The 18,740-nt window shown below is 52.3% G+C and carries 15 protein-coding genes and 2 tRNA genes; 5 read left to right on the top strand and 12 right to left on the bottom strand.

The features are described 5' to 3' along the window. Positions 1-31 precede the first annotated feature (31 nt). From ccoO to EYB48_RS00370, 6 genes are all read right to left on the bottom strand, one after another. Positions 32-649, bottom strand: a complete 618-nt coding sequence (gene ccoO / locus EYB48_RS00395; protein ID WP_162018314.1) for a cytochrome-c oxidase, cbb3-type subunit II — start codon at positions 647-649, stop codon at positions 32-34. Positions 650-675: 26 nt separating this feature from the next. Beyond that, positions 676-2,112: a cytochrome-c oxidase, cbb3-type subunit I gene (gene ccoN, locus EYB48_RS00390; protein ID WP_162018313.1), complete on the bottom strand. Its 1,437-nt coding sequence runs from the start codon at positions 2,110-2,112 to the stop codon at positions 676-678. A 208-nt stretch (positions 2,113-2,320) separates the two neighbouring features. Continuing rightward, the gene (locus EYB48_RS00385) at positions 2,321-4,240 is read right to left on the bottom strand and encodes a SurA N-terminal domain-containing protein (protein WP_162018312.1); all 1,920 of its coding nucleotides are present in this window, start codon (positions 4,238-4,240) and stop codon (positions 2,321-2,323) included. A gap of 87 nt (positions 4,241-4,327) precedes the next feature. Further along, a tRNA-Asp gene (locus EYB48_RS00380) sits at positions 4,328-4,404 on the bottom strand. 20 nt (positions 4,405-4,424) lie between these two features. Next, positions 4,425-4,500: transfer RNA gene (locus EYB48_RS00375), tRNA-Val, on the bottom strand. Positions 4,501-4,548: 48 nt separating this feature from the next. Further along, positions 4,549-4,821, bottom strand: a complete 273-nt coding sequence (locus EYB48_RS00370) for an HU family DNA-binding protein (protein WP_162018311.1) — start codon at positions 4,819-4,821, stop codon at positions 4,549-4,551. A 319-nt stretch (positions 4,822-5,140) separates the two neighbouring features. Between EYB48_RS00370 and nadB the strand changes: the two genes are divergently transcribed. The 5 genes from nadB (at position 5,141) to EYB48_RS00345 (ending at position 12,043) form a co-directional block, all read left to right on the top strand. Next, on the top strand, positions 5,141-6,748 hold the full coding sequence (nadB, locus tag EYB48_RS00365) for an L-aspartate oxidase (RefSeq protein ID WP_162018310.1): 1,608 nt from the start codon (positions 5,141-5,143) through the stop codon (positions 6,746-6,748). 183 nt (positions 6,749-6,931) lie between these two features. Beyond that, on the top strand, positions 6,932-7,606 hold the full coding sequence (locus tag EYB48_RS00360; protein ID WP_162018309.1) for an ABC transporter ATP-binding protein: 675 nt from the start codon (positions 6,932-6,934) through the stop codon (positions 7,604-7,606). Continuing rightward, positions 7,603-9,555, top strand: coding sequence for an HlyD family secretion protein (locus EYB48_RS00355; protein ID WP_162018308.1), 1,953 nt, complete (start codon positions 7,603-7,605; stop codon positions 9,553-9,555). The genes EYB48_RS00360 and EYB48_RS00355 overlap by 4 nt, the downstream gene beginning before the upstream one ends. Then, entirely contained in the window at positions 9,552-10,814 is a 1,263-nt protein-coding gene (locus tag EYB48_RS00350; RefSeq protein ID WP_162018307.1) for an efflux RND transporter periplasmic adaptor subunit, read from the top strand. The genes EYB48_RS00355 and EYB48_RS00350 overlap by 4 nt, the downstream gene beginning before the upstream one ends. Further along, a complete protein-coding gene (locus tag EYB48_RS00345; RefSeq protein WP_162018306.1) occupies positions 10,811-12,043 on the top strand; it encodes an ABC transporter permease in 1,233 nt (410 codons plus the stop codon). Before EYB48_RS00350 ends, EYB48_RS00345 begins: the two co-directional genes overlap by 4 nt. A gap of 31 nt (positions 12,044-12,074) precedes the next feature. Here the strand turns inward: EYB48_RS00345 and EYB48_RS00340 are convergent, their stop codons facing one another. The 6 genes from EYB48_RS00340 to EYB48_RS00315 all read right to left on the bottom strand — a co-directional run bounded on the left by EYB48_RS00340 (position 12,075) and on the right by EYB48_RS00315 (position 18,671). Then, the gene (locus EYB48_RS00340) at positions 12,075-12,896 is read right to left on the bottom strand and encodes a LytR/AlgR family response regulator transcription factor (RefSeq protein WP_162018305.1); all 822 of its coding nucleotides are present in this window, start codon (positions 12,894-12,896) and stop codon (positions 12,075-12,077) included. A 33-nt stretch (positions 12,897-12,929) separates the two neighbouring features. Beyond that, the gene (locus tag EYB48_RS00335) at positions 12,930-13,811 is read right to left on the bottom strand and encodes a sensor histidine kinase (protein ID WP_235934806.1); all 882 of its coding nucleotides are present in this window, start codon (positions 13,809-13,811) and stop codon (positions 12,930-12,932) included. Positions 13,812-13,815: 4 nt separating this feature from the next. Continuing rightward, entirely contained in the window at positions 13,816-14,139 is a 324-nt protein-coding gene (locus tag EYB48_RS00330; RefSeq protein WP_162018303.1) for a hypothetical protein, read from the bottom strand. 214 nt (positions 14,140-14,353) lie between these two features. Continuing rightward, positions 14,354-15,223, bottom strand: coding sequence for a carboxylating nicotinate-nucleotide diphosphorylase (gene nadC, locus EYB48_RS00325; RefSeq protein WP_162018302.1), 870 nt, complete (start codon positions 15,221-15,223; stop codon positions 14,354-14,356). 76 nt (positions 15,224-15,299) lie between these two features. Continuing rightward, complete coding sequence (gene nadA / locus EYB48_RS00320; protein WP_162018301.1) at positions 15,300-16,436, bottom strand: quinolinate synthase NadA; 1,137 nt, start codon at positions 16,434-16,436, stop codon at positions 15,300-15,302. Positions 16,437-16,601: 165 nt separating this feature from the next. Continuing rightward, positions 16,602-18,671, bottom strand: a complete 2,070-nt coding sequence (locus tag EYB48_RS00315; RefSeq protein WP_162018300.1) for a M13 family metallopeptidase — start codon at positions 18,669-18,671, stop codon at positions 16,602-16,604. Between the last annotated feature and the right edge of the window lie 69 nt (positions 18,672-18,740).

Below are 18,740 nucleotides of genomic sequence, written 5' to 3'. Positions count from 1 at the left end.
CAAATATCACGCCAACAAGGAGCGGCTTCTATTAGTTTTTGTTTTTAATTGCGGTACCCAAGACCTGCAGGTAAGCAATCAGGGCATCCAGTTCGGACTTGTCCTTCAGTTCATCCGGACCAGCCTTGATTTCTGCATCGGTATATGGCACACCCAGGGTCTTCATGGCAGCCATCTTAGGCGCAATACTTTCTGGTACCAGTGCAGTCTTAGCCAGCCAAGGGTACGCAGGCATATTGGACTCAACCACCACAGAGCGCGGATCGTTCAAATGATCACGATGCCAGGTGTCGCTGTAACGACCGCCCACGCGTGCCAGATCGGGGCCAGTACGCTTACTACCCCATTGGAATGGGTGATCATAGACAGACTCACCCGCCACCGAGTAGTGACCATAACGTTCAGTTTCAGCACGGAATGGACGTATCATCTGGGAGTGGCAGCCGTAGCAGCCTTCACGCAGATAAATGTCACGGCCCGCCAGTTGCAGCGGTGTATAAGGCTTCAGACCTTGTACCGGCTGCGTGGTCGATTTCTGGAAGAACAAAGGAACGATTTCAACCAGGCCACCAACACTGATCGTCAGGATGACCAGCACCAGCAACAGACCGACATTCCGCTCAATCAGATCGTGTGTAAAGTTACGCATCAAATTTCTCCTTAATACTTTCTGATTCAGGCGTGCGCCGCAGCAGGCACAGCAGGAATAGTATTGTTGGCAGGTTTAGCACCCATCAAAGTTTTCGCAACGTTGTAGGCCATTACCAGCATGCCACTCAGATACATCGCACCGCCAGTCAGACGAATCACATAGTACGGGAAAGTCGCTTTTACAGACTCAACGAAAGAGTAAGTCAAAGTACCGTCCTCATTCACTGCACGCCACATCAGACCTTGCATCACACCCGCGATCCACATCGAGGCGATGTACAGAACCACACCGATAGTCGCAACCCAGAAGTGCACCTCGATCAGGCGTTTGCTATACATTTGCGTCTGACCGAACAAACGTGGAATCAGGTAATACAAACTACCGATAGAGATGAAGCCAACCCAGCCCAAAGCACCGGAGTGAACGTGACCTACTGTCCAGTCAGTATAGTGAGACAAAGAGTTCACGGTTTTGATCGCCATCATAGGACCTTCAAAAGTCGACATACCGTAGAAGGACAGAGAAACGATCAGGAAGCGCAGGATAGGATCAGAACGCAGTTTGCTCCAGGCGCCAGACAAGGTCATGATACCGTTGACCATACCACCCCAGGATGGAGCCAGCAGAATCAGGGAGAACAGCATACCGATCGATTGTGCCCAGTCAGGCAAAGCGGTGTAATGCAGATGATGTGGACCCGCCCACATGTAAGTGAAAATCAATGCCCAGAAGTGGACGATGGACAAACGGTAAGAATAAACAGGCCGTTCGATTTGCTTAGGAATGAAGTAATACATCATACCCAGGAAGCCTGCAGTCAGGAAGAAACCAACCGCATTATGGCCATACCACCATTGCACCATCGCATCCTGCACACCTGAGTAAGCAGAGTAAGATTTGAACAGGGATACTGGCATCGCCGCGCTATTGACGATATGCAGAACTGCAACCGCAATAATGAAGGCACCGTAGAACCAGTTTGCCACGTAGATATGCTCGACCTTACGCTTGACCAGAGTCCCGAAGAACACCACGGCAAACGCAACCCAGACCACTGCGATCAGGAGATCGATAGGCCATTCGAGTTCCGCATATTCTTTACCCTGGGTATAACCCAGCGGCAAAGTGATAGCAGCCGCAACGATGACCAGTTGCCAGCCCCAGAAAGTAAATTCTGCCAGGCCATCAGAAAACAACCTGACGTTGGAAGTACGCTGAACCACGTAGTAAGCTGTCGCAAACAAGGCGCAGCCACCAAAAGCAAAAATTACCGCATTTGTGTGCAAAGGACGCAAACGTCCGTAGCTAAGCCAAGGTATACCGCCCAGGAATTCCGGCCAGGCAAGCTGAGTTGCAATCAGTACGCCGACCAGCATACCAACTATTCCCCAGACCACTGCCATGACAGAAAATTGCCGCACAACCCTATAGTTGTATGTGTTTTCTTTAGTTATCGTCATGATCTCACTCTGTTGTAACACTTGTTGTAAAAATACACCGTCAGAATAACAATCGCACTGCACAACTACATTGATTCACATCAAAACTTACCAGATTCCACATGGATATGTTCCGAAAGGCAACGCCCTTGAGAATAGTCTTCAATCTTTGTTTTTGCAAAACAAAAACGGCGCCACTCGGGCGCCGTTTTCATTCGTACTTATTTAATCAGTTTGTCTCAGGACTCACCTTTAATGTCTCTTTATTGACACTGGCTTTCGCCTTTTTCTTCAATAAATCGATATAGGACGTCAGCTCCTGTTGCGCCACCAGATTGGCGATCTGTTGCGCATCCGAAGCACGACGCGCCGCATCCGGGTTGCCAGCATTTACTTTGCTGATGCGATACACCGCGTAACCTGCACCCGGCATATTCACGCCAACAAATGCTGGCAATTTTTGCACATCAGCTTTCATGATGGCAGAGAAAGCCTGTGGCGAAACGTCTTCCGTCTTCGCACGGGAAATCACCTTCACATCGGAGAAGCCTGCCACCGCATCAGCTGCTTTCAATGCTGCCAGCTTGGCCTTGCCTTCTTTTTCGGCCAACACTTCTGCTTCTGTCTGCGTGATTTTCGCAACAATCGCCGCCTTGACTTCATCCAAAGGACGCTTGGACGCCGCTTTGTATTCCACCATACGACCAGCCATCAAGGTACTTGGCGCAATTTCTACTGCTTCGGTATTGTGCTTTTTCTTAATGACTTCATCGCTAAACAAAGCCTTGAGGAACTTAGGATTATTCACCGGCGAAGTAGCTGGCACACCAGGATTACCTTGCTTACTCAAACCATCTGCAACTTCCAGTTTCAGCTTCCACTTATCTGCCACAGCTTGCAGACTGTCAGCCTGCTGGTAGACCGCATCGGTAAAGGCTTCTGCTGCTTCAGAATAAGACTTGGCAGCTTTCTGCTTTTTAATGTCAGCAGCGATTTGCGCACGCACTTCATCTAAAGGCTTGACAGCCGAAGCATGCAATTCCGTCAGATAAATGATGTGGTAACCATAATCAGTCAAAACAGGTTCACTGATTTCGCCCTGCTTCAATTTCAGCGCAGCCGCTTCGAAAGGTTTGACGAACGCATCTTTCACCATCACACCCAGATCACCGCCCTGCTCTTTGGAACCAGGATCATCTGAATTTTCTTTGGCCAGCTTAGCAAACACAGCAGGATTTTTACGCACTTCAGTCAACAGTGTCTCCGCTTTGGCTTTCGCCTTCGCTTTCACATCATCGCTGGCGTTTTTTGCAAAGCCGATCAGAATATGGCTGACCTTGCGCTGCTCATCACTGGTATAAGTTTTTGTATTGCTTTTGTAAAAACCAGCGATATCATCTTCACTGACAGTTACCTGCGCAGCCAATGCATCGGCCGTCAACACGACATATTGTGCCTTCATCGTTTCCGGGATTTCGAACAAGGCAGCGTTTTTATCGTAGTAAGCCTTAATCATGTCGTCAGTCACTTTGACCTGAGCGGCAAAATCAGCTGCCTTCAGATTGAGTACCTGCACTTCACGTTCCTGCTCAGTGATCAGCGCAATCCGCTCAGCCACAGCGCGTGGCAGGAAACCGGTATTCTGCACAGAACCCAGCAACTGCTCAAACGCCATGTTCTGACGCATGCGTTGCTCGTACACCGCAGGCGTCATGCCACGCTGTGCAAGAACTTGCTTGTATTTGTCATTGTCGAATGCACCGTTCGCGTTCTGCAAACCTGGCGCACGGAGCAATTCCTGCTGCAGCGTTGCATCAGCAATCGACACATTTTGTTTTCTGATTTCTTCGGTCACTGCCTTACGCGCGATCAGCTCATCCAATACGTTTTGCCTGACTTCCGGCGTATTGAACATCTTAGGATCGAACTGTGGACCATAATTCTGGCGCATGGTATCCATCTGTTCACGCAAGGCATTATCCAGCTCTTGCTGCGTAATCGACTGTCCGGCAACTGTCGCCACATTAGCACCCGCAGCAGCCTGGGAACGCGTATAGCTCTCAATGCCAAAAAAAGCGAAGGAAGGGAAAATAATCAGCAATAACAAAAACTGCATTAAACGCTGATGGGTACGAATATATTCAAACATGTTCAACCGATCGTATGACTAAGAATAGTAATCACAAAACTGCGAATATAAAAAAAGGCGAACTTTCGTTCGCCTTTTTTGGATTTCTGGCGGAGCGGACGGGGCTCGAACCCGCGACCCCCGGCGTGACAGGCCGGTATTCTAACCAACTGAACTACCGCTCCAATTACTGCTGAAGTTTATCTGGTGGGCGCTGAGAGGCTCGAACTCCCGACCTAAGCCTTGTAAGGGCTCCGCTCTACCAACTGAGCTAAGCGCCCCACACCTTATAAACTTCCGCGACGCCAGTCACGCGTCGCGAAAGAGCATTAGTTTACAGCATCTTTCAAAGCTTTACCAGGTTTAAATTTAGGAACCTTGGCAGATTTGATTTTGATTGCTTCGCCAGTACGTGGATTGCGACCTGTTCTTGCAGCACGTTTACCGACGGAGAAGGTACCAAAGCCAACCAGTGTGACCGTACCATTTTTCTTCAAAGTTGTTTTTACCGCACCGATCAGCGCGTCCAGGGCGCGGGACGAAGCCGCTTTAGAAATGTCCGCTGTTTTCGCAATATGATCGATCAACTCAGTTTTATTCACTTAAAGCCCCCTCACAAGAATTTGAAGTTCGCGACGATGTATTCGATTATCTTCCAAGTCGTGCATCTATCACGGCAAGCAGGAAATCTGCGTCCGGTATTAAAACAAGTCGCAAAGCCTTGTGTCAAGGGCTTTACAGGAAAATCAATGTAATGTTTGCATTTCGCGGCAGATTACTCAGTATAATCAGCACAGGACAGATTTCAGCGGCCAGGATTGCGGCGTCACAGAACCCGATATGCCTGGTGCGCACAACAAAAGAATTGTGAGCGAACAGCGGCACCGCCGACTTAGTAGCCGGATCAGAGAAGCAGACATAATGAAGAATTTTGACGTCGCCATCGTCGGCAGCGGCCTGGCGGGACTCTCCGTCGCATTACATCTGGCGCAGACACGTAAAGTCGCCATCATTTCCAAACGCGAATTACTCGATGGTGCCAGCAACTGGGCGCAAGGCGGTATTGCTGCTGTACTCGATTCGCATGACAGTCATGAACAGCACGTTTCCGATACCCTGATCGCCGGTGGCGGCCTGTGTGATGAAGGTGCGACCCGCTACATCATCGAACATGGCCGCGAAGCAATCGACTGGCTGATAGAACAAGGCGTCCCGTTCACGCGTGATGAAGATGCTGAGCTCGGTTTTCACCTGACCCGCGAAGGTGGTCACAGTCAGCGCCGCATTATCCATGCAGCGGACGCCACCGGCCATGCGGTTCAGGTCACACTGGAACAAAAAGTCCGCAACCATCCCAATATCACGCTGTTTGAACACCATTACGCGATCGATCTGATCACATCGACCAAACTGGGCGACCGCTCACCAACCCCGCGTTGCCTCGGACTATACGTACAGGACGTGAAGACTGGAATAGTCGACACCTTCGCGGCGCAGCACACCGTCATGGCAACCGGTGGCGCGGGCAAAGTCTACCTCTACACGACCAACCCGGACACCGCGACCGGTGATGGCATCGCAATGGCCTGGCGTGCGGGCTGCCGCGTAGGCAATATGGAATTCATACAGTTCCACCCTACCTGTCTGTACCATCCTTATGCCAAGTCCTTTCTGATTACCGAGGCAGTACGCGGCGAAGGCGGCGTACTGAAATTACCGGCAGAAGCTGGCGCCAGCGCTGGCAAGCGTTTCATGGCTGAGCATGATGAACGCATGGAGCTGGCACCGCGCGACGTGGTGGCGCGTGCCATCGATTTCGAAATGAAAAAACGCGGCCTGGACTATGTGGAACTCGACATCAGTCATCAGCCACCGGAATTTCTGAAGGAACACTTCCCGACTATCTATGCGCGCTGCCTTGAGCTGGGCATCGATATTACCAGGCAGGCGATACCGGTCGTACCGGCGGTACACTTCACTTGCGGTGGCGTCGTCACCGACAACTTTGGCCGTACCGATCTGCCCGGCTTATACGCTGTCGGCGAAACCGCTTACACCGGCCTGCACGGTGCAAACCGCCTGGCCAGCAATTCGCTGCTCGAATGTCTGGTGATAGGAAAAGCTGCTGCTGGCCACATCGAATCGCAAACCCGCGATACACCAATCGCTCTGCCCGACTGGGATGAAAGCCGGGTTTCTGACGCCGATGAAGAAGTCGTGATCGCGCACAACTGGGATGAGTTGCGTCGCTTCATGTGGAATTATGTCGGCATCGTACGCACCACCAAACGCCTGGAACGTGCCAAGCACCGCATCCGTTTGTTGAAAGAAGAAATCGACGAATACTATGCCAACTTCCGCATATCGAATAATTTGCTGGAACTGCGCAATCTGGTCGAAGTCGCCTCACTGATCGTCAACAGCGCGCTGTCGCGCCGCGAAAGCCGTGGTCTGCATTTCAGCCGCGATTATCCGGACACACTACCGAAGGCGCTGCCTACCGTTCTCACACCTAAACGAAAAAAATAAAGCTCTGTCGCCCTCCCAAGAAGCCGGACCTGGTCCGGCTTTTTTCTATTCCCGCCCAAGCCTTATTCAATACCTCAAAACCCGAATTTAGCCTCTAAATTATTTGACTTTTTTTCTACACAAAGTAGTATTGCGCCTCCGTCGACAACGACGATGAAGCGGCCTTTCAAAAAAAAGCAAAGCATGATCAGACTAGAGCAACTGTATAAAACCTATGTCCAGGGCGGCAATGAAATCCATGCCCTGAATGGCATAGACCTGACGGTAGGCAGCGGTGAATTTCTCTCCATCATGGGCGCTTCCGGATCAGGTAAATCAACCCTGTTGAACATACTGGGTGCGCTGGACCGGCCCAGCCGCGGGCGCTACATTTTATCTGGACAAGCGGTCAGCGAAATGGATGATGATGCCGCATCGGATATACGCAACCGCTACCTGGGCTTTATTTTTCAATCCTTTCACTTACTCCCCAGACTGACCGTACTGGAAAACGTCTTACTGCCTCAGCGCTACAGCAAAACGCCGGATTTGGAGGCAGCAGAAGCCAGAGCACGCACACTGCTGAATCGCATAGGCCTGTCGCATCGTATTGATCACAGGCCGACAGAACTCTCAGGCGGGCAATTGCAACGCGCCGCGATTGCGCGTGCCTTGCTAAATCAGCCCACACTGTTACTGGCCGATGAACCCACAGGGAACCTGGACAGCAAAAGCGCTGCGGATGTGATCGCACTGCTCAAAGAACTCCATCAGGACGGACAAACTATCGTGCTGGTCACACATGATCCGCATATCGCGCAACAGGCACAAACCACCATCCATCTGAGTGATGGACGCATCTTGGCAACACAGGTATGAAATTCTCTTCGTATATCCACAGTGCCCTATTGTTCGCACTGTTATCACCAGCACTGGCTGCTGATCCCCAAAGCAAAATGCCATCTGTCAAACAGCGTAAAGTCCTCATCACAGGCGAAGTGATCGCGGCAGACTCGCAGCTGATCTTTGTTCCACCGTCCAAATCTTCGCCTGTCACATTACGGAAATTTGTGGGTGAAGGAAAGTTTGTGCGTAAAGGCGATGTGGTGTTAAGCATAGAAGCCCAAAACGCAGGCACACTGGAGCAATTACAGACCACGCTGGAACAGACGCGCGCCAAACTGGATGCCGAAGTGGCGAAACTGGAAGTGGCCGCACTGGAAGCAGATAAAGCCTTCGCTGTCACACAGACGGCCCATGATAAAGCTGAAGTGGATGCTGCTTTACCCAAGACGCAGATTAGCGCACTGGACTTTGACAAAAATCAGACCGAAAAAGAAAAAGCAATACGCGATCTGGAAGTCAGGCGGCTTGCCGCGAAAACCTCACAGGCTGCGGTGCTGCGCATGAAACAGGATGGCGAACTGGACATCCGCAAACAACACATCAAACTGGAATTTACCAAACAGGAAATTGCACTCTCCTCAGTCATCGCCACCCAGGATGGCTTCGTAACCCACAATTTCAATCAATGGCCGCAAGAACGTATCGATGAAGGTTCCAGCGTCCATCCAGGCACCCTGGCGGGCACCATCATAGGAACCGGGAAAATTGAAGTGAAAGGCTGGGTACTGGAGGCGGACCGGCTGCATATCCGGGAAAACATGGCCGTCAGCCTGCAGTTTGATGCCCTGCCCGGGCAACAGGCAGACAGCATAATCAAAACCATTTCTCAGGCACCGGAACTCAAGGCCCAATGGGGTAATGGACGTTATTTCAGAATAGATATTCCGGTTCCGGAGCAGTTCAGGCAATTGGCTGCGCCAGGCATGAGTGTACTGATACAGCCTGCAGACCAGAAGGCAGCCAGCACCAATAAAATCATCGCACCCGCCAAACTCACCCTTGAGGGCGAAGTACAGTCACGCGTTAATTTGCCGGTCGTGCCGCCTGCGATTCCACATATCTGGCAATACACCATCACCCAGCTCGCGCCTGAGGGCAGCCTGCTCAAAGCTGGTGATCTGATTACCCAGTTTCAGGCAGCCGAGGTCATGACCCATTTAGCCAGACACAAAAGCTCCCTCAATGAAAAACAGCGGGCACTGGAAAAACTCAGGCTCGATCAGGCTGAAGCTGAACGCAATGCCACGCTGGCAGTCGATGAAGCGCGCGCTAATGCGGATAAGGCGGCCCGTAAAGCCAGTATGCCTAAGGAGTTAATCCGCCGGGTGGATTATGACAAACTGGTGATCGATAAAGAATTATCGCTGAAGCTGCTGGACATCGAAAAACAACTCAACGAGACCCGTAAGCGCGCGCGCCAGGCTGAGAAAAAAGCACTGGAGTTTGAATTAATGCAAAGCCAAAACAAAATCAACGTACTGGAACAAGGCCTGACCCGTATGGCAGTGAAGGCAGAGCAGCCCGGCATCCTGATCTATAAAAACAATTTCAATGAAGAGAAATTTAGCTCAGGAAGCAAAATCTGGATGGGCCAGTCGCTTGCTAATCTGTCCGACCCCAAACAATTATTTGTGAATGCGCAGGTCGCAGAGGCGCAGGCTGCCTACCTGCGTACAGGTCAGGAAGCCAAAGTCAGCGTACCAGGCGGGAATCAGGTACTGCGCGCGCGCATCACTCAGCTAGGCAAAGTATTTCACAGCAAATCCGCCACCCAACCGGGCATAGTGCGCGATATTGAACTGGAATTCGAACAAAACAGTCAGGCCAGCTTAAAGCCTGGCTCAGCAGTACAGGTGCAAATCCAGTTGCAAACGGCGTCTGTACCAGGCAGCGCGACAAGCAGCGCGAAGGAAGGCGCATGAAAAATTCCAGCTACATCACTGTAAGCACTTTAGTGCTAAGCCTGAATCTGGCTGCCTGTAGCGACCAGCCCGCTACGCAAACAGCGACGGAAATTTTTTCTGAAAAGCCTTGGCAAGAAAGCCTGAGCGTAGAAGGTGAAATCAGCGCCGCTGAAAAAACCCAGTTGCTGATTCCTGGCGAAGGCTGGGAAACCAGAGTAATCACCGAGATAGTTGCAGAAGGCAGTCTGGTTAAAAAAGATCAGCTGATTGCGCGTTTCGACGCACCCAATTCCAGGCTGGAATTGAGCCAGGCTGAGTTTGACCTGCTGCGCAAAGAATTGGCCGAACAAGAGTTACAGGCAACGGAAGTCAAAAGTCTGGCCGAATTACATGCGGATCAATCCAAGGTCGTTGCCGACCTGCTATTGAGCGAACGCTATGCCGGTGCCGAGCAAGCCTTATTCTCCAAAAACCGCGTTCTGGATGCGATACAGGACCAGACTTTCCTGAACAATAAACAGCGCTTCCTCAATTGGAAAAATACCCAGGTCAGTACGCGCCGGCAAGCCAATGAAGCCGTGCTCAAGTCGCAAGTAGAAACCATAGCAGCCAGCCGCCAGAAAAAAAGCCTGGCGGCACTGGAGTTGCGCGCACCGCATGATGGCGTGCTGAAACTGACTGAATCCTGGACTGGAAATAAGCCTCAGGTGGGCATGACAACGACGCCGGGCAGCGATTTCGGCGTGCTGCCACAAATGGATAAACTGCTGGCCAGCTTCAAGGTGCCCGAAGCGCGTGCAATTGGCCTCAAAACGGGTCTGCCACTCACCATCAGACTGGCAGGCAGCGGGCAGGATGTGAAGCTGCAGATCACAAAAATCGGCACCACCGCCAGCACCCAGCACGCGCAATCCCCGGTGAAATATATAGAAGTTGAAGCAGCGCTTGATGATGCCAGCATCAGCCAGTATCACATCCGTCCGGGACAAGCGATACGCGGCGACATCCATCTCATCGATTTACCCAAAGCACATAGCGTCCCAAATATCGCACTGACAGAACAAGACGGAAAATACTTTGCCGATATCCAGGACAGTAATCAGATCAGACGCGTAGCAGTTCAGGTAGGACAACGCGGCATCGCACGCAGCGAGATACTCTCGGGTCTGAACGAAGGAGCCAGTGTGCTCTTACTGCCGAAAGACGACAGTAAAACCAATAAAGACAACAAAGATAACAAACAAAACAAACAAAACAAAGAAAAAGACGAATCATGAACCGTGCTTTATTGTTTGAAGCGATAGAAGAACTGCAGCGCCGCAAGCTGCGTACCGGACTCACCTTACTCGGCATGGTGTTTGGTGTTGCAGCCATCGTCGCCATGCTTGCAGTCGGGGAAGGCAGCAAGCGCGAAGCGCTGCGACTGGTAGCAGAACTGGGACTCGACAATATCATCGTCGAAAGCAAGACCATGGATTACAAACGCAAAAAAGATTTGCGTAGCCGCTCATTAGGCTTGAGTGAGGCCGATGCACAGGCTGCCTTAAACGTGGTCCCCGGCGCGCGCTCAGTGGCGCTGCGCAAAGAAATCAAGGTCGATCAGCTGGTCTACCAGTCACGCGTCATTGAGGGGCGAGCCTATGCGATCTCAAATGCGTATATGCAGCACAGCGGCCTGCAAATGGGTAAAGGCCGCTGGTTCAGCGAGGAAGGCAATAACAGCCTGGCAGCGGTCTGCGTACTGGGCCCCAGACTGGCTAAAGAACTATTCGGTGACCAGGCTGCTGTCGGTGAAAAAATCAAGCTCAATCATGTCTGGCTGGAGGTGGTGGGTGTGCTGGCTGACCGCACCCTGAGCAAGTCCGAATTCGAAGGCATCAAGCTGGGACTTGATGATGAACGGCTGTTCGTGCCGTGGGCAACGGCGCAGGCACGCTTTTATTTCCCTGTGATGGATGACGAAGCCGACGCCATCAGTCTGCAACTGGATGGCAAGGTCGCACCGGAAGCCGCTGCGCGCGTATTGCAGCAAGTGGTGGAAGACAGGCATGCAGGTGCGGATGACACCGATCTGATTGTGCCTATGGGCTTGTACCGGCAAAATCAGCAAACCCAGAAAATGTTCACCATTGTCATGAGCTCTATCGCCGCTGTGTCGCTGCTGGTCGGTGGCATAGGCATCATGAACATCATGCTGGCCAATGTGCTGGAGCGCAAAAAAGAAATCGGCCTGAAACGTGCGCTGGGCGCGAGAAAGCGCGATGTAATCGATCAGTTTCTGGCCGAAGCGCTGGTGATCGCCAGCAGCGGCGCCCTGCTCGGTCTGTTACTTGGGGCGGTCGCGGCTTACAGCATCGCCGCGCTGGCAGGCTGGTCAGTCGCGTGGTCACCACTGAGCCTGGCCGCCGCTGTCGCAGCCTGTATCGCAGTGGGTCTGGGTTTTGGCGTATTCCCAGCCCGCAAAGCGGCGGAACTGGACCCGATTGCCGCTTTACGCAGCGATTGAGCGGATCTGCTGACGACGACACAAAGGCTGGCTACATCTGCTGAAACAAATGCGTGTGGTTGCGGCTGACTTCCAGCTTTTCCGGCTGCCCTTTTACGCTCAGCATCAGGCGGCCGCGAAAATCGCGGCTGACTTCGGCTATCGCGGACACGCTCACGATGGCCGAGCGATGAATGCGCCAGAACTCTTGCGGGTCCAGTTCGTCTTCCAGCTCTTTCAGCGATTTTCGGATCAGGTATTCAGCCTGCGCGGTCTGCACCAGGGTGTATTTTTCATCGGACTTAAAATACAGGATTTCTTTGGTGCTGATCATGCGTAAAGCATTGCCTACACTGGCCTGTATCCATCGCAGATATTCTTTGTTTGCACCTTGTTGCTGCATCAGTTGAGTCAGTAAATCCTGAACCTGACTCGCCTTGGCTGACAAAGCGGTCGCAGGCAGCGCAGTATCTGCATCTGCTGGCTTGACTGCACTTCTGGCCGCGTCGCGCTCTTGCAGCCGCTGCTGCAAACGCTCGCAGGTTTGCTGCAGGCGATCGGCTTCAACCGGCTTAAGCAAATAATCCATCGCACCACGTTCAAAGGCAGAAATCGCATAATCATTGTAGGCTGTCACAAACACCAGCTGAGCCTTACCAGCCAGTTCGGCCGCTGCTTCTATGCCATTCTTACCGGGCATGCGTATATCCAGAAATACGATGTCAGGCTGACTCAGCGCGGCCTGTTCCAGCGCCACAATTCCATTCGCTGCCTCAGCGACTATCTGCAAGTCCGGCCAGACCGTACGCAAGCGGCTGCGTAACAGGTCGCGCATAGGCGCTTCATCATCAACGATCATTGCTGTTCTTTGCATCGTGTGCTCCGAGGTAAATTCAATTATGTTTATCTATGCGGCTTCCAGGGGAATCTGCAGCGTAAAACTGGCGCCGCCGGATTCAGGAATTTCGGTAATCAGCGCGGCGCGGATACCATACAAGGCCTGCAGCCGTTCGCGTATATTGCTCAGCCCTACCCCATCCTCGGCATGTGGATTCAGACCAATGCCATTGTCACTGACCTGTAGCAGGATATTGTGTGCATCGCTGCTGGCATGGATATGTATGTGGCCACCATCGGTTTTGGGTTCCAGACCGTGTTTAATCGCATTTTCTACCAGCGTCTGTATCATCATCGAAGGGAATTGCGCCTGCGCTAAAGCCTCAGGCACCTCAATCTGATAACTCAGACGTTCCTGCATCCTGGCTTGCATAATGTTCAGATAAGCGCGCGACAAGTCGATTTGCTGCCCCAGCCTGCCCATGCCGGGCTGGCGCATTTGTGGCAGTGCTGCACGCAGATAGCGGATCAGGTCGGTGTGAACCAACGCAGCACGTGCGGGATCGGTTTCTATCAATTGTCCGATCAGGGCCAGGGTATTGAACAGAAAGTGTGGCTCTATCTGCGCCTGCAAGGCCGCCATTTCAGCCTCTATCACACGCCGCTCCAGCGCCTCTCTGTCGGCGCGGCTGGCGGCTGCACTGGCCGCCATTTCGGCACGCCGCTTGCCACCAGCCAGACTCTTAATCAATACCGAGGACAGTACCAGCACCGGAGGCAAAGCGCCCAAGCCCAGCATGCCGCCTATGATCATCACCAGTAGCGAGACCAACAGCAGTTTTTTCCAGGGCACCACTGCCAGCCAGTCAAAAAAACGCCACCACAGGATGCGTAGCGTTTCCAGCATATTCAGTACAGTATCCAATACCGGATTGTCGTCTTTGCGTTGCATGTGTTTACTCCCTGCCATCCTGCTCAATAACTTCCACTGTTGTCACCGCTTGTGGAACGATGCACTTGACCAGCAGCGTCGTGATGACCAGTATGAATGCCAGACCAGGCAAACCTAACATTGCGCCCAACAGCAAGGCCAGAAAACACGCGCCCAGACAGCGTTTCCAGCTGGTCGCTGCGACGCGGATGACATAGGATTGCCAGAAGTAGCGCAAGGTAGCACCCAGGTTCAGACAAAATGCCAGAACCGGATTCGATGCGCTGTCCTTTTTGCTGTTTGTATTTTCTGTCTTATTTGTATTGTTTGTATCGTTCATTGTGTTCATGCTGTTCTCCTTAGTATGGTTGAAATCAGGTGTCAGTGAAGACAGCATAAACAGTCAAAGCAGACATCACATCCACGCTGCGACCAGTGGCAACAGCACTGGTTCAAGCGGTGGATTAAGCAGATAAACGGGAACACATCTGCACACTGCCTGCTCAGACAAACAGACCAAGGCTGAGCAGGCAGTGTGCATTACGCAGCAGTTACGGCATCAATTAAGCCAGCACGCGCAGTGAGTAGTCGGTGGCTTTGATGTCTTTGGTCAGGCTGCCGATAGAAATGCGGTCGACACCGGTTTCAGCAATTGCGCGTACCGAACGCTGATCGACGCCACCTGAGGCTTCGAGTAAGGCACGGCCAGCATTGATGCTGACAGCTTCACGCATCATGTCGGTATTGAAGTTATCGAGCAAAATAGAAGTCGCACCTGCATTCAGCGCGGCGTGCAGCTCATTCAGGTTTTCCACTTCGATTTGTATGCTGACACCTGCATTCAGCGCCAGTGCATGCTGCATGGCAGGTGCGATACCGCCTGCGGCGGCGATATGGTTTTCCTTAATCAGGATGCCATCATACAAAGCCAGACGCTGATTTTTACCGCCACCGACACGGACTGCGTATTTCTGCGCCAGTCGCATACCAGGCAGGGTTTTGCGGGTATCCAGAATGGCGGCCGTGGTACCCGCGATCAGTTGCACATAATGCGAGGTCGCCGTGGCGACCGCCGATAACATTTGCAGGAAATTGAGTGCCGAACGTTCGGCCGTCAGCAAGGCACGCGCGGGAGCCTGGATTGTGCAAACGACGGAATTGGCGGTCATCGCATCACCTTCGGCATATTGCCATTCGACGCGTATCCGCTGATCACAAGCCTGCATCACTGCATCGAACCAGGGTGCGCCGCACAGTATCGCATCTTCACGCACGATGACCTGCGCCTGCACCATTTGCTCAGCCGGCACCAGCAAACCGGTCAGGTCAGCCGCACCGACATCTTCAGCCAGCGCATCGCGCACATTGCGCTCAAACGCAGACTGTAAATCGGCATCGAAAGGGAAGTGTTTGTTTTGTAAATTGCTGGACATAGTATTGAATTTTGTTTTTGTTCAGTGTATCCGGTCTTTATTCTGGGCTTAGTTTGCCGTCTGCTGGCGGAGGCTATCAGGCCGGGCCTATGTTCTGGAACAGTGCGGCATCTTTAGCGAGATCGCCGGATGGACGTACATTGGCTTTCTTCGCAGCGGCAAAATCCAGCATACGGTTAATGCACAGCTTGGCTTTTTCGGCCGTCGCAGGCTCAACCTGAATTTCATTATTGCCTTGCTCCAGTACAGCCAGCAAATTGCGCAGGCCATTCATCGCCATCCACGGGCAATGCGCACAGCTCTTACAGGTGGCGCTGTTACCGGCAGTGGGTGCAACAATAAAACGCTTACCCGGTGCAGCCATTTGCATTTTGTGCAGTATGCCATTGTCGGTCGCGACGATGAATTCCTGCGCATCCAGCGTCTGGGCGGCATGGATCAGTTGTGAGGTGGAGCCGACCACATCGGCCTGAGCCACCACGGCAGCCGGAGATTCCGGATGTACCAGCACCTTGGCATGCGGATGTTCGGCCTTGAGCACATCGAGCTCTATGCCTTTGAATTCATCATGCACCAGACAGGAACCCTGCCACAACAGCATATCGGCACCAGTCTGTTTCTGGATATAGCCACCCAGATGTTTATCCGGTGCCCATAAAATTTTCTTACCCTGCGCATGCAGATGTGCCACGATGTCCAGGCCTATGCTGGACGTCACCATCCAGTCAGCGCGTGCTTTGACAGCCGCACTGGTATTGGCATAGACGACTACGGTACGGTCAGGATGCGCATCACAGAATGCGGCGAATTCGGTGGCATCGCAACCCAGATCAAGCGAACAGGTCGCATCCAGATCTGGCATCAAAATGGTTTTTTCCGGACTCAGGATTTTGGCAGTTTCACCCATGAAGCGCACACCGGCCACAATCAGGGTTTTGGCGGCATGATCGCGCCCGAAACGTGCCATCTCCAGCGAATCGGATACGCAGCCACCGGTCTCTTCAGCCAGGTCCTGCAATTCTGCATCGACATAGTAATGCGCCACCAATACTGCCTGCTTTTCTTTAAGCAGGCGGCGTATTTTTTCCTTCAATACCTGTTTTTCTTCCGCGCTTGGTGCTTCCGGTACACGTGCCCAGGCATTGGCGGTACAACTGCTACCCTCTTCCATCTGAGGGCGTTCAAATTCGATGACTTTGGTGTTTTCCATCATGGTTCTGGCTCAAAATAACAAGGTGTTTGGCTGTAGGCTGCGCTATGAAGTATCAAAATTTCAATAAAACAGCGGGGCAAAAATCATGATTTTTACCCCGCCGTAGTCTGATCGTAGAGATAACTCAGCGCTAATTAAGCGTTAATTCAGCGCTAGTATACGCTGTTACCAGATGTTTACGCGCTTTGCCCCCTGACGCAAGGGCGAGCGCTCGCCCTGGCAGCTGAAGGCCGACGAGAATTCTGGCATATTCGCGAGCGGCGCAATCACGCGATATTTGTCCGGAGAATGTGGGTCAGTCGCGATTTTCAGGCGCAGCATCTCATCGCGGATAGCGCTGCGGAAGCTTTGCGCATTAGCAATAAAGAAACGCTGATCCGGCGTCAGGCCATCCAGTAAAGCTGGCTGAGGATTTTTCTGCAGCGAAGTACGCAATGCCTGCAAGGCGATTTTCATACCGCCCAGATCGGCAATATTTTCACCTGCAGTCAGCTTGCCATTGATGTGCAGTTTGTCGATAGGATTGAATTCATTGAACTGGGTTTCTATCGCTTTAACGCGGGTCAGGAATTTTTTCTCGTCCTGTGCAGTCCACCAGCTTTTCAAATTACCGGCTGCGTCAAACTGGCGCCCTTCATCATCAAATGCATGGGTCAGTTCATGGCCTATCGTTGCGCCGGTATTGCCATAATTGGCTGCTGGATCTGCTTGCACGTGGTATAGCGGCGGTTGCAATATACCAGCCGGGAACACCATTTCATTCATGGTCGGGTTGTAATAGGCATTCACAGTCTGTGGTGTCATGCCCCATTCATTGCGGTCTATCGGCTTGCCGAGACGGGACAGCACACGCTGAAATTCAAATGCCGAAGCACGCGCCACATTGTCTGCATACGAGCCGCGATCGATTTGCAGGCTGGAGTAATCGCGCCAGACATCCGGATAGCCGATCTTGACGACGATGCTGTCGAGTTTTTTGTAGGCTTGCTGTTTGGTCTGTTCCGACATCCACTCCAGCTTGCCTATGCTGTCCCGCATCGCAGCCTGGATATTGCGTACCATGTCCTGCACACCCGCCTTGGCTTCTGGCCCAAAGAATTTCGCGACATATAACTGGCCCAGCGCTTCACCGGCTTGCGCATCGATATTCGCCAGCACCCGTTTCCAGCGTGGTTGCAACTCCTTAGTACCGGCCAGGGTTTTGCCATAGAAATCGAAATTCGCATTCACAAAAGCCTGACTCAGGAAATTGGCGCGACTGTTCGCGACATCCCATTTCAGATAGGTTTTCCATTGCGCGAGCGGAACTGCATCCAGCATCTTATCGACTTCGCTGAAGAATTTAGGATGTGCCAGGTTCAGTTGACCGGGCTGCTGCAGTCCTATGGTTTGGAAATAGCTGCTCCAGTAAGCCGATTTGCCTTGTTTTTGCAAACCATCCAAATCGGTCAGATGATAGCTGGCGGCCGGATCACGCAATTCCACCTTGGTCAGCGAGGCTTTCGCCAGCCGTGTTTCCAGTGCCATCACTTGCGCTGCATGCTGGGCAGACTGCGCTGCATCTTCACCCAACAAACTGAAAATCTGCTTCATATAGGCCAGGTATTGAGCGCGGATTTCCTTGGTCTTGGCATCATTCTTCAGGTAGTAATCTCTGTCTGGCAAACCCAGGCCGCCCTGACCCAGTTGTGGAATATAACGCTTGCTGTCTTTCAAATCCTGATCGACGGAAAAACCAAACAGCGGCATCACACCTTGCTGGTGTAATTGCGCGATGACGCGTATCAAACCGGCTTTATCGCTGATGGCATCGATCAGCTTAAACTGCGCCTGCAAAGGCTGGGCGCCTTCGCGCTCGATACGGGCTTCATCCATGCCGCTTGCATAGAAATTGCCAACCAGGCGTTGTTGCGCATCCGGTGACTGGCTGGCAGCGGCCAGCTCAGCGATTTCTTTCAATGCGAGCAGATTACGCTCAGTCACTTCGTCGTACGCGCTGTAACGCGAACGATCCGCCGGGATAGGATTATTTTTGAGCCACAAGCCATTCGCATATTCAAAAAAGCTGGTGCATGGATCGGCTTTCAAATCCATGGTATGCGCTTCCAGCACAAAGGCATTGCTCGCAGCAGGCGACACGTTTTGTGCGGGGCTCTGCGCTGTAGCGGACAAGCTGAGCAAGCCACAGGCCACTGCCAGGGTGCTACGTTTTAAGCGAAGTAAAGGTGTTTTCATTTTTGGTCTGAAAAGGTCTGAATAACAAGTCTGAATAATAAGTCTTAATAATGAGCCCAAATAAGTTGG

Origin of the sequence: Cognatundibacterium crateris (assembly GCF_010078235.1) — a bacterium.
GTDB lineage: Bacteria > Pseudomonadota > Gammaproteobacteria > Burkholderiales > Burkholderiaceae_D > Undibacterium > Undibacterium crateris.
This window is presented reverse-complemented; position numbering and strand designations above follow the sequence as displayed.

What these genes read in the sequence shown, in the direction of transcription:
- ccoO (WP_162018314.1), bottom strand. Translation starts at nt 649, where the DNA reads ATGCGTAACTTTACACACGATCTGATTGAGCGGAATGTCGGTCTGTTG.
- ccoN (WP_162018313.1), bottom strand. Translation starts at nt 2,112, where the DNA reads ATGACGATAACTAAAGAAAACACATACAACTATAGGGTTGTGCGGCAA.
- EYB48_RS00385 (WP_162018312.1), bottom strand. Translation starts at nt 4,240, where the DNA reads ATGTTTGAATATATTCGTACCCATCAGCGTTTAATGCAGTTTTTGTTA.
- nadB (WP_162018310.1), top strand. Translation starts at nt 5,141, where the DNA reads ATGAAGAATTTTGACGTCGCCATCGTCGGCAGCGGCCTGGCGGGACTC.
- EYB48_RS00360 (WP_162018309.1), top strand. Translation starts at nt 6,932, where the DNA reads ATGATCAGACTAGAGCAACTGTATAAAACCTATGTCCAGGGCGGCAAT.
- EYB48_RS00355 (WP_162018308.1), top strand. Translation starts at nt 7,603, where the DNA reads ATGAAATTCTCTTCGTATATCCACAGTGCCCTATTGTTCGCACTGTTA.
- EYB48_RS00350 (WP_162018307.1), top strand. Translation starts at nt 9,552, where the DNA reads ATGAAAAATTCCAGCTACATCACTGTAAGCACTTTAGTGCTAAGCCTG.
- EYB48_RS00345 (WP_162018306.1), top strand. Translation starts at nt 10,811, where the DNA reads ATGAACCGTGCTTTATTGTTTGAAGCGATAGAAGAACTGCAGCGCCGC.
- EYB48_RS00340 (WP_162018305.1), bottom strand. Translation starts at nt 12,896, where the DNA reads ATGCAAAGAACAGCAATGATCGTTGATGATGAAGCGCCTATGCGCGAC.
- EYB48_RS00335 (WP_235934806.1), bottom strand. Translation starts at nt 13,811, where the DNA reads ATGCAACGCAAAGACGACAATCCGGTATTGGATACTGTACTGAATATG.
- EYB48_RS00330 (WP_162018303.1), bottom strand. Translation starts at nt 14,139, where the DNA reads ATGAACACAATGAACGATACAAACAATACAAATAAGACAGAAAATACA.
- nadC (WP_162018302.1), bottom strand. Translation starts at nt 15,223, where the DNA reads ATGTCCAGCAATTTACAAAACAAACACTTCCCTTTCGATGCCGATTTA.
- nadA (WP_162018301.1), bottom strand. Translation starts at nt 16,436, where the DNA reads ATGATGGAAAACACCAAAGTCATCGAATTTGAACGCCCTCAGATGGAA.
- EYB48_RS00315 (WP_162018300.1), bottom strand. Translation starts at nt 18,671, where the DNA reads ATGAAAACACCTTTACTTCGCTTAAAACGTAGCACCCTGGCAGTGGCC.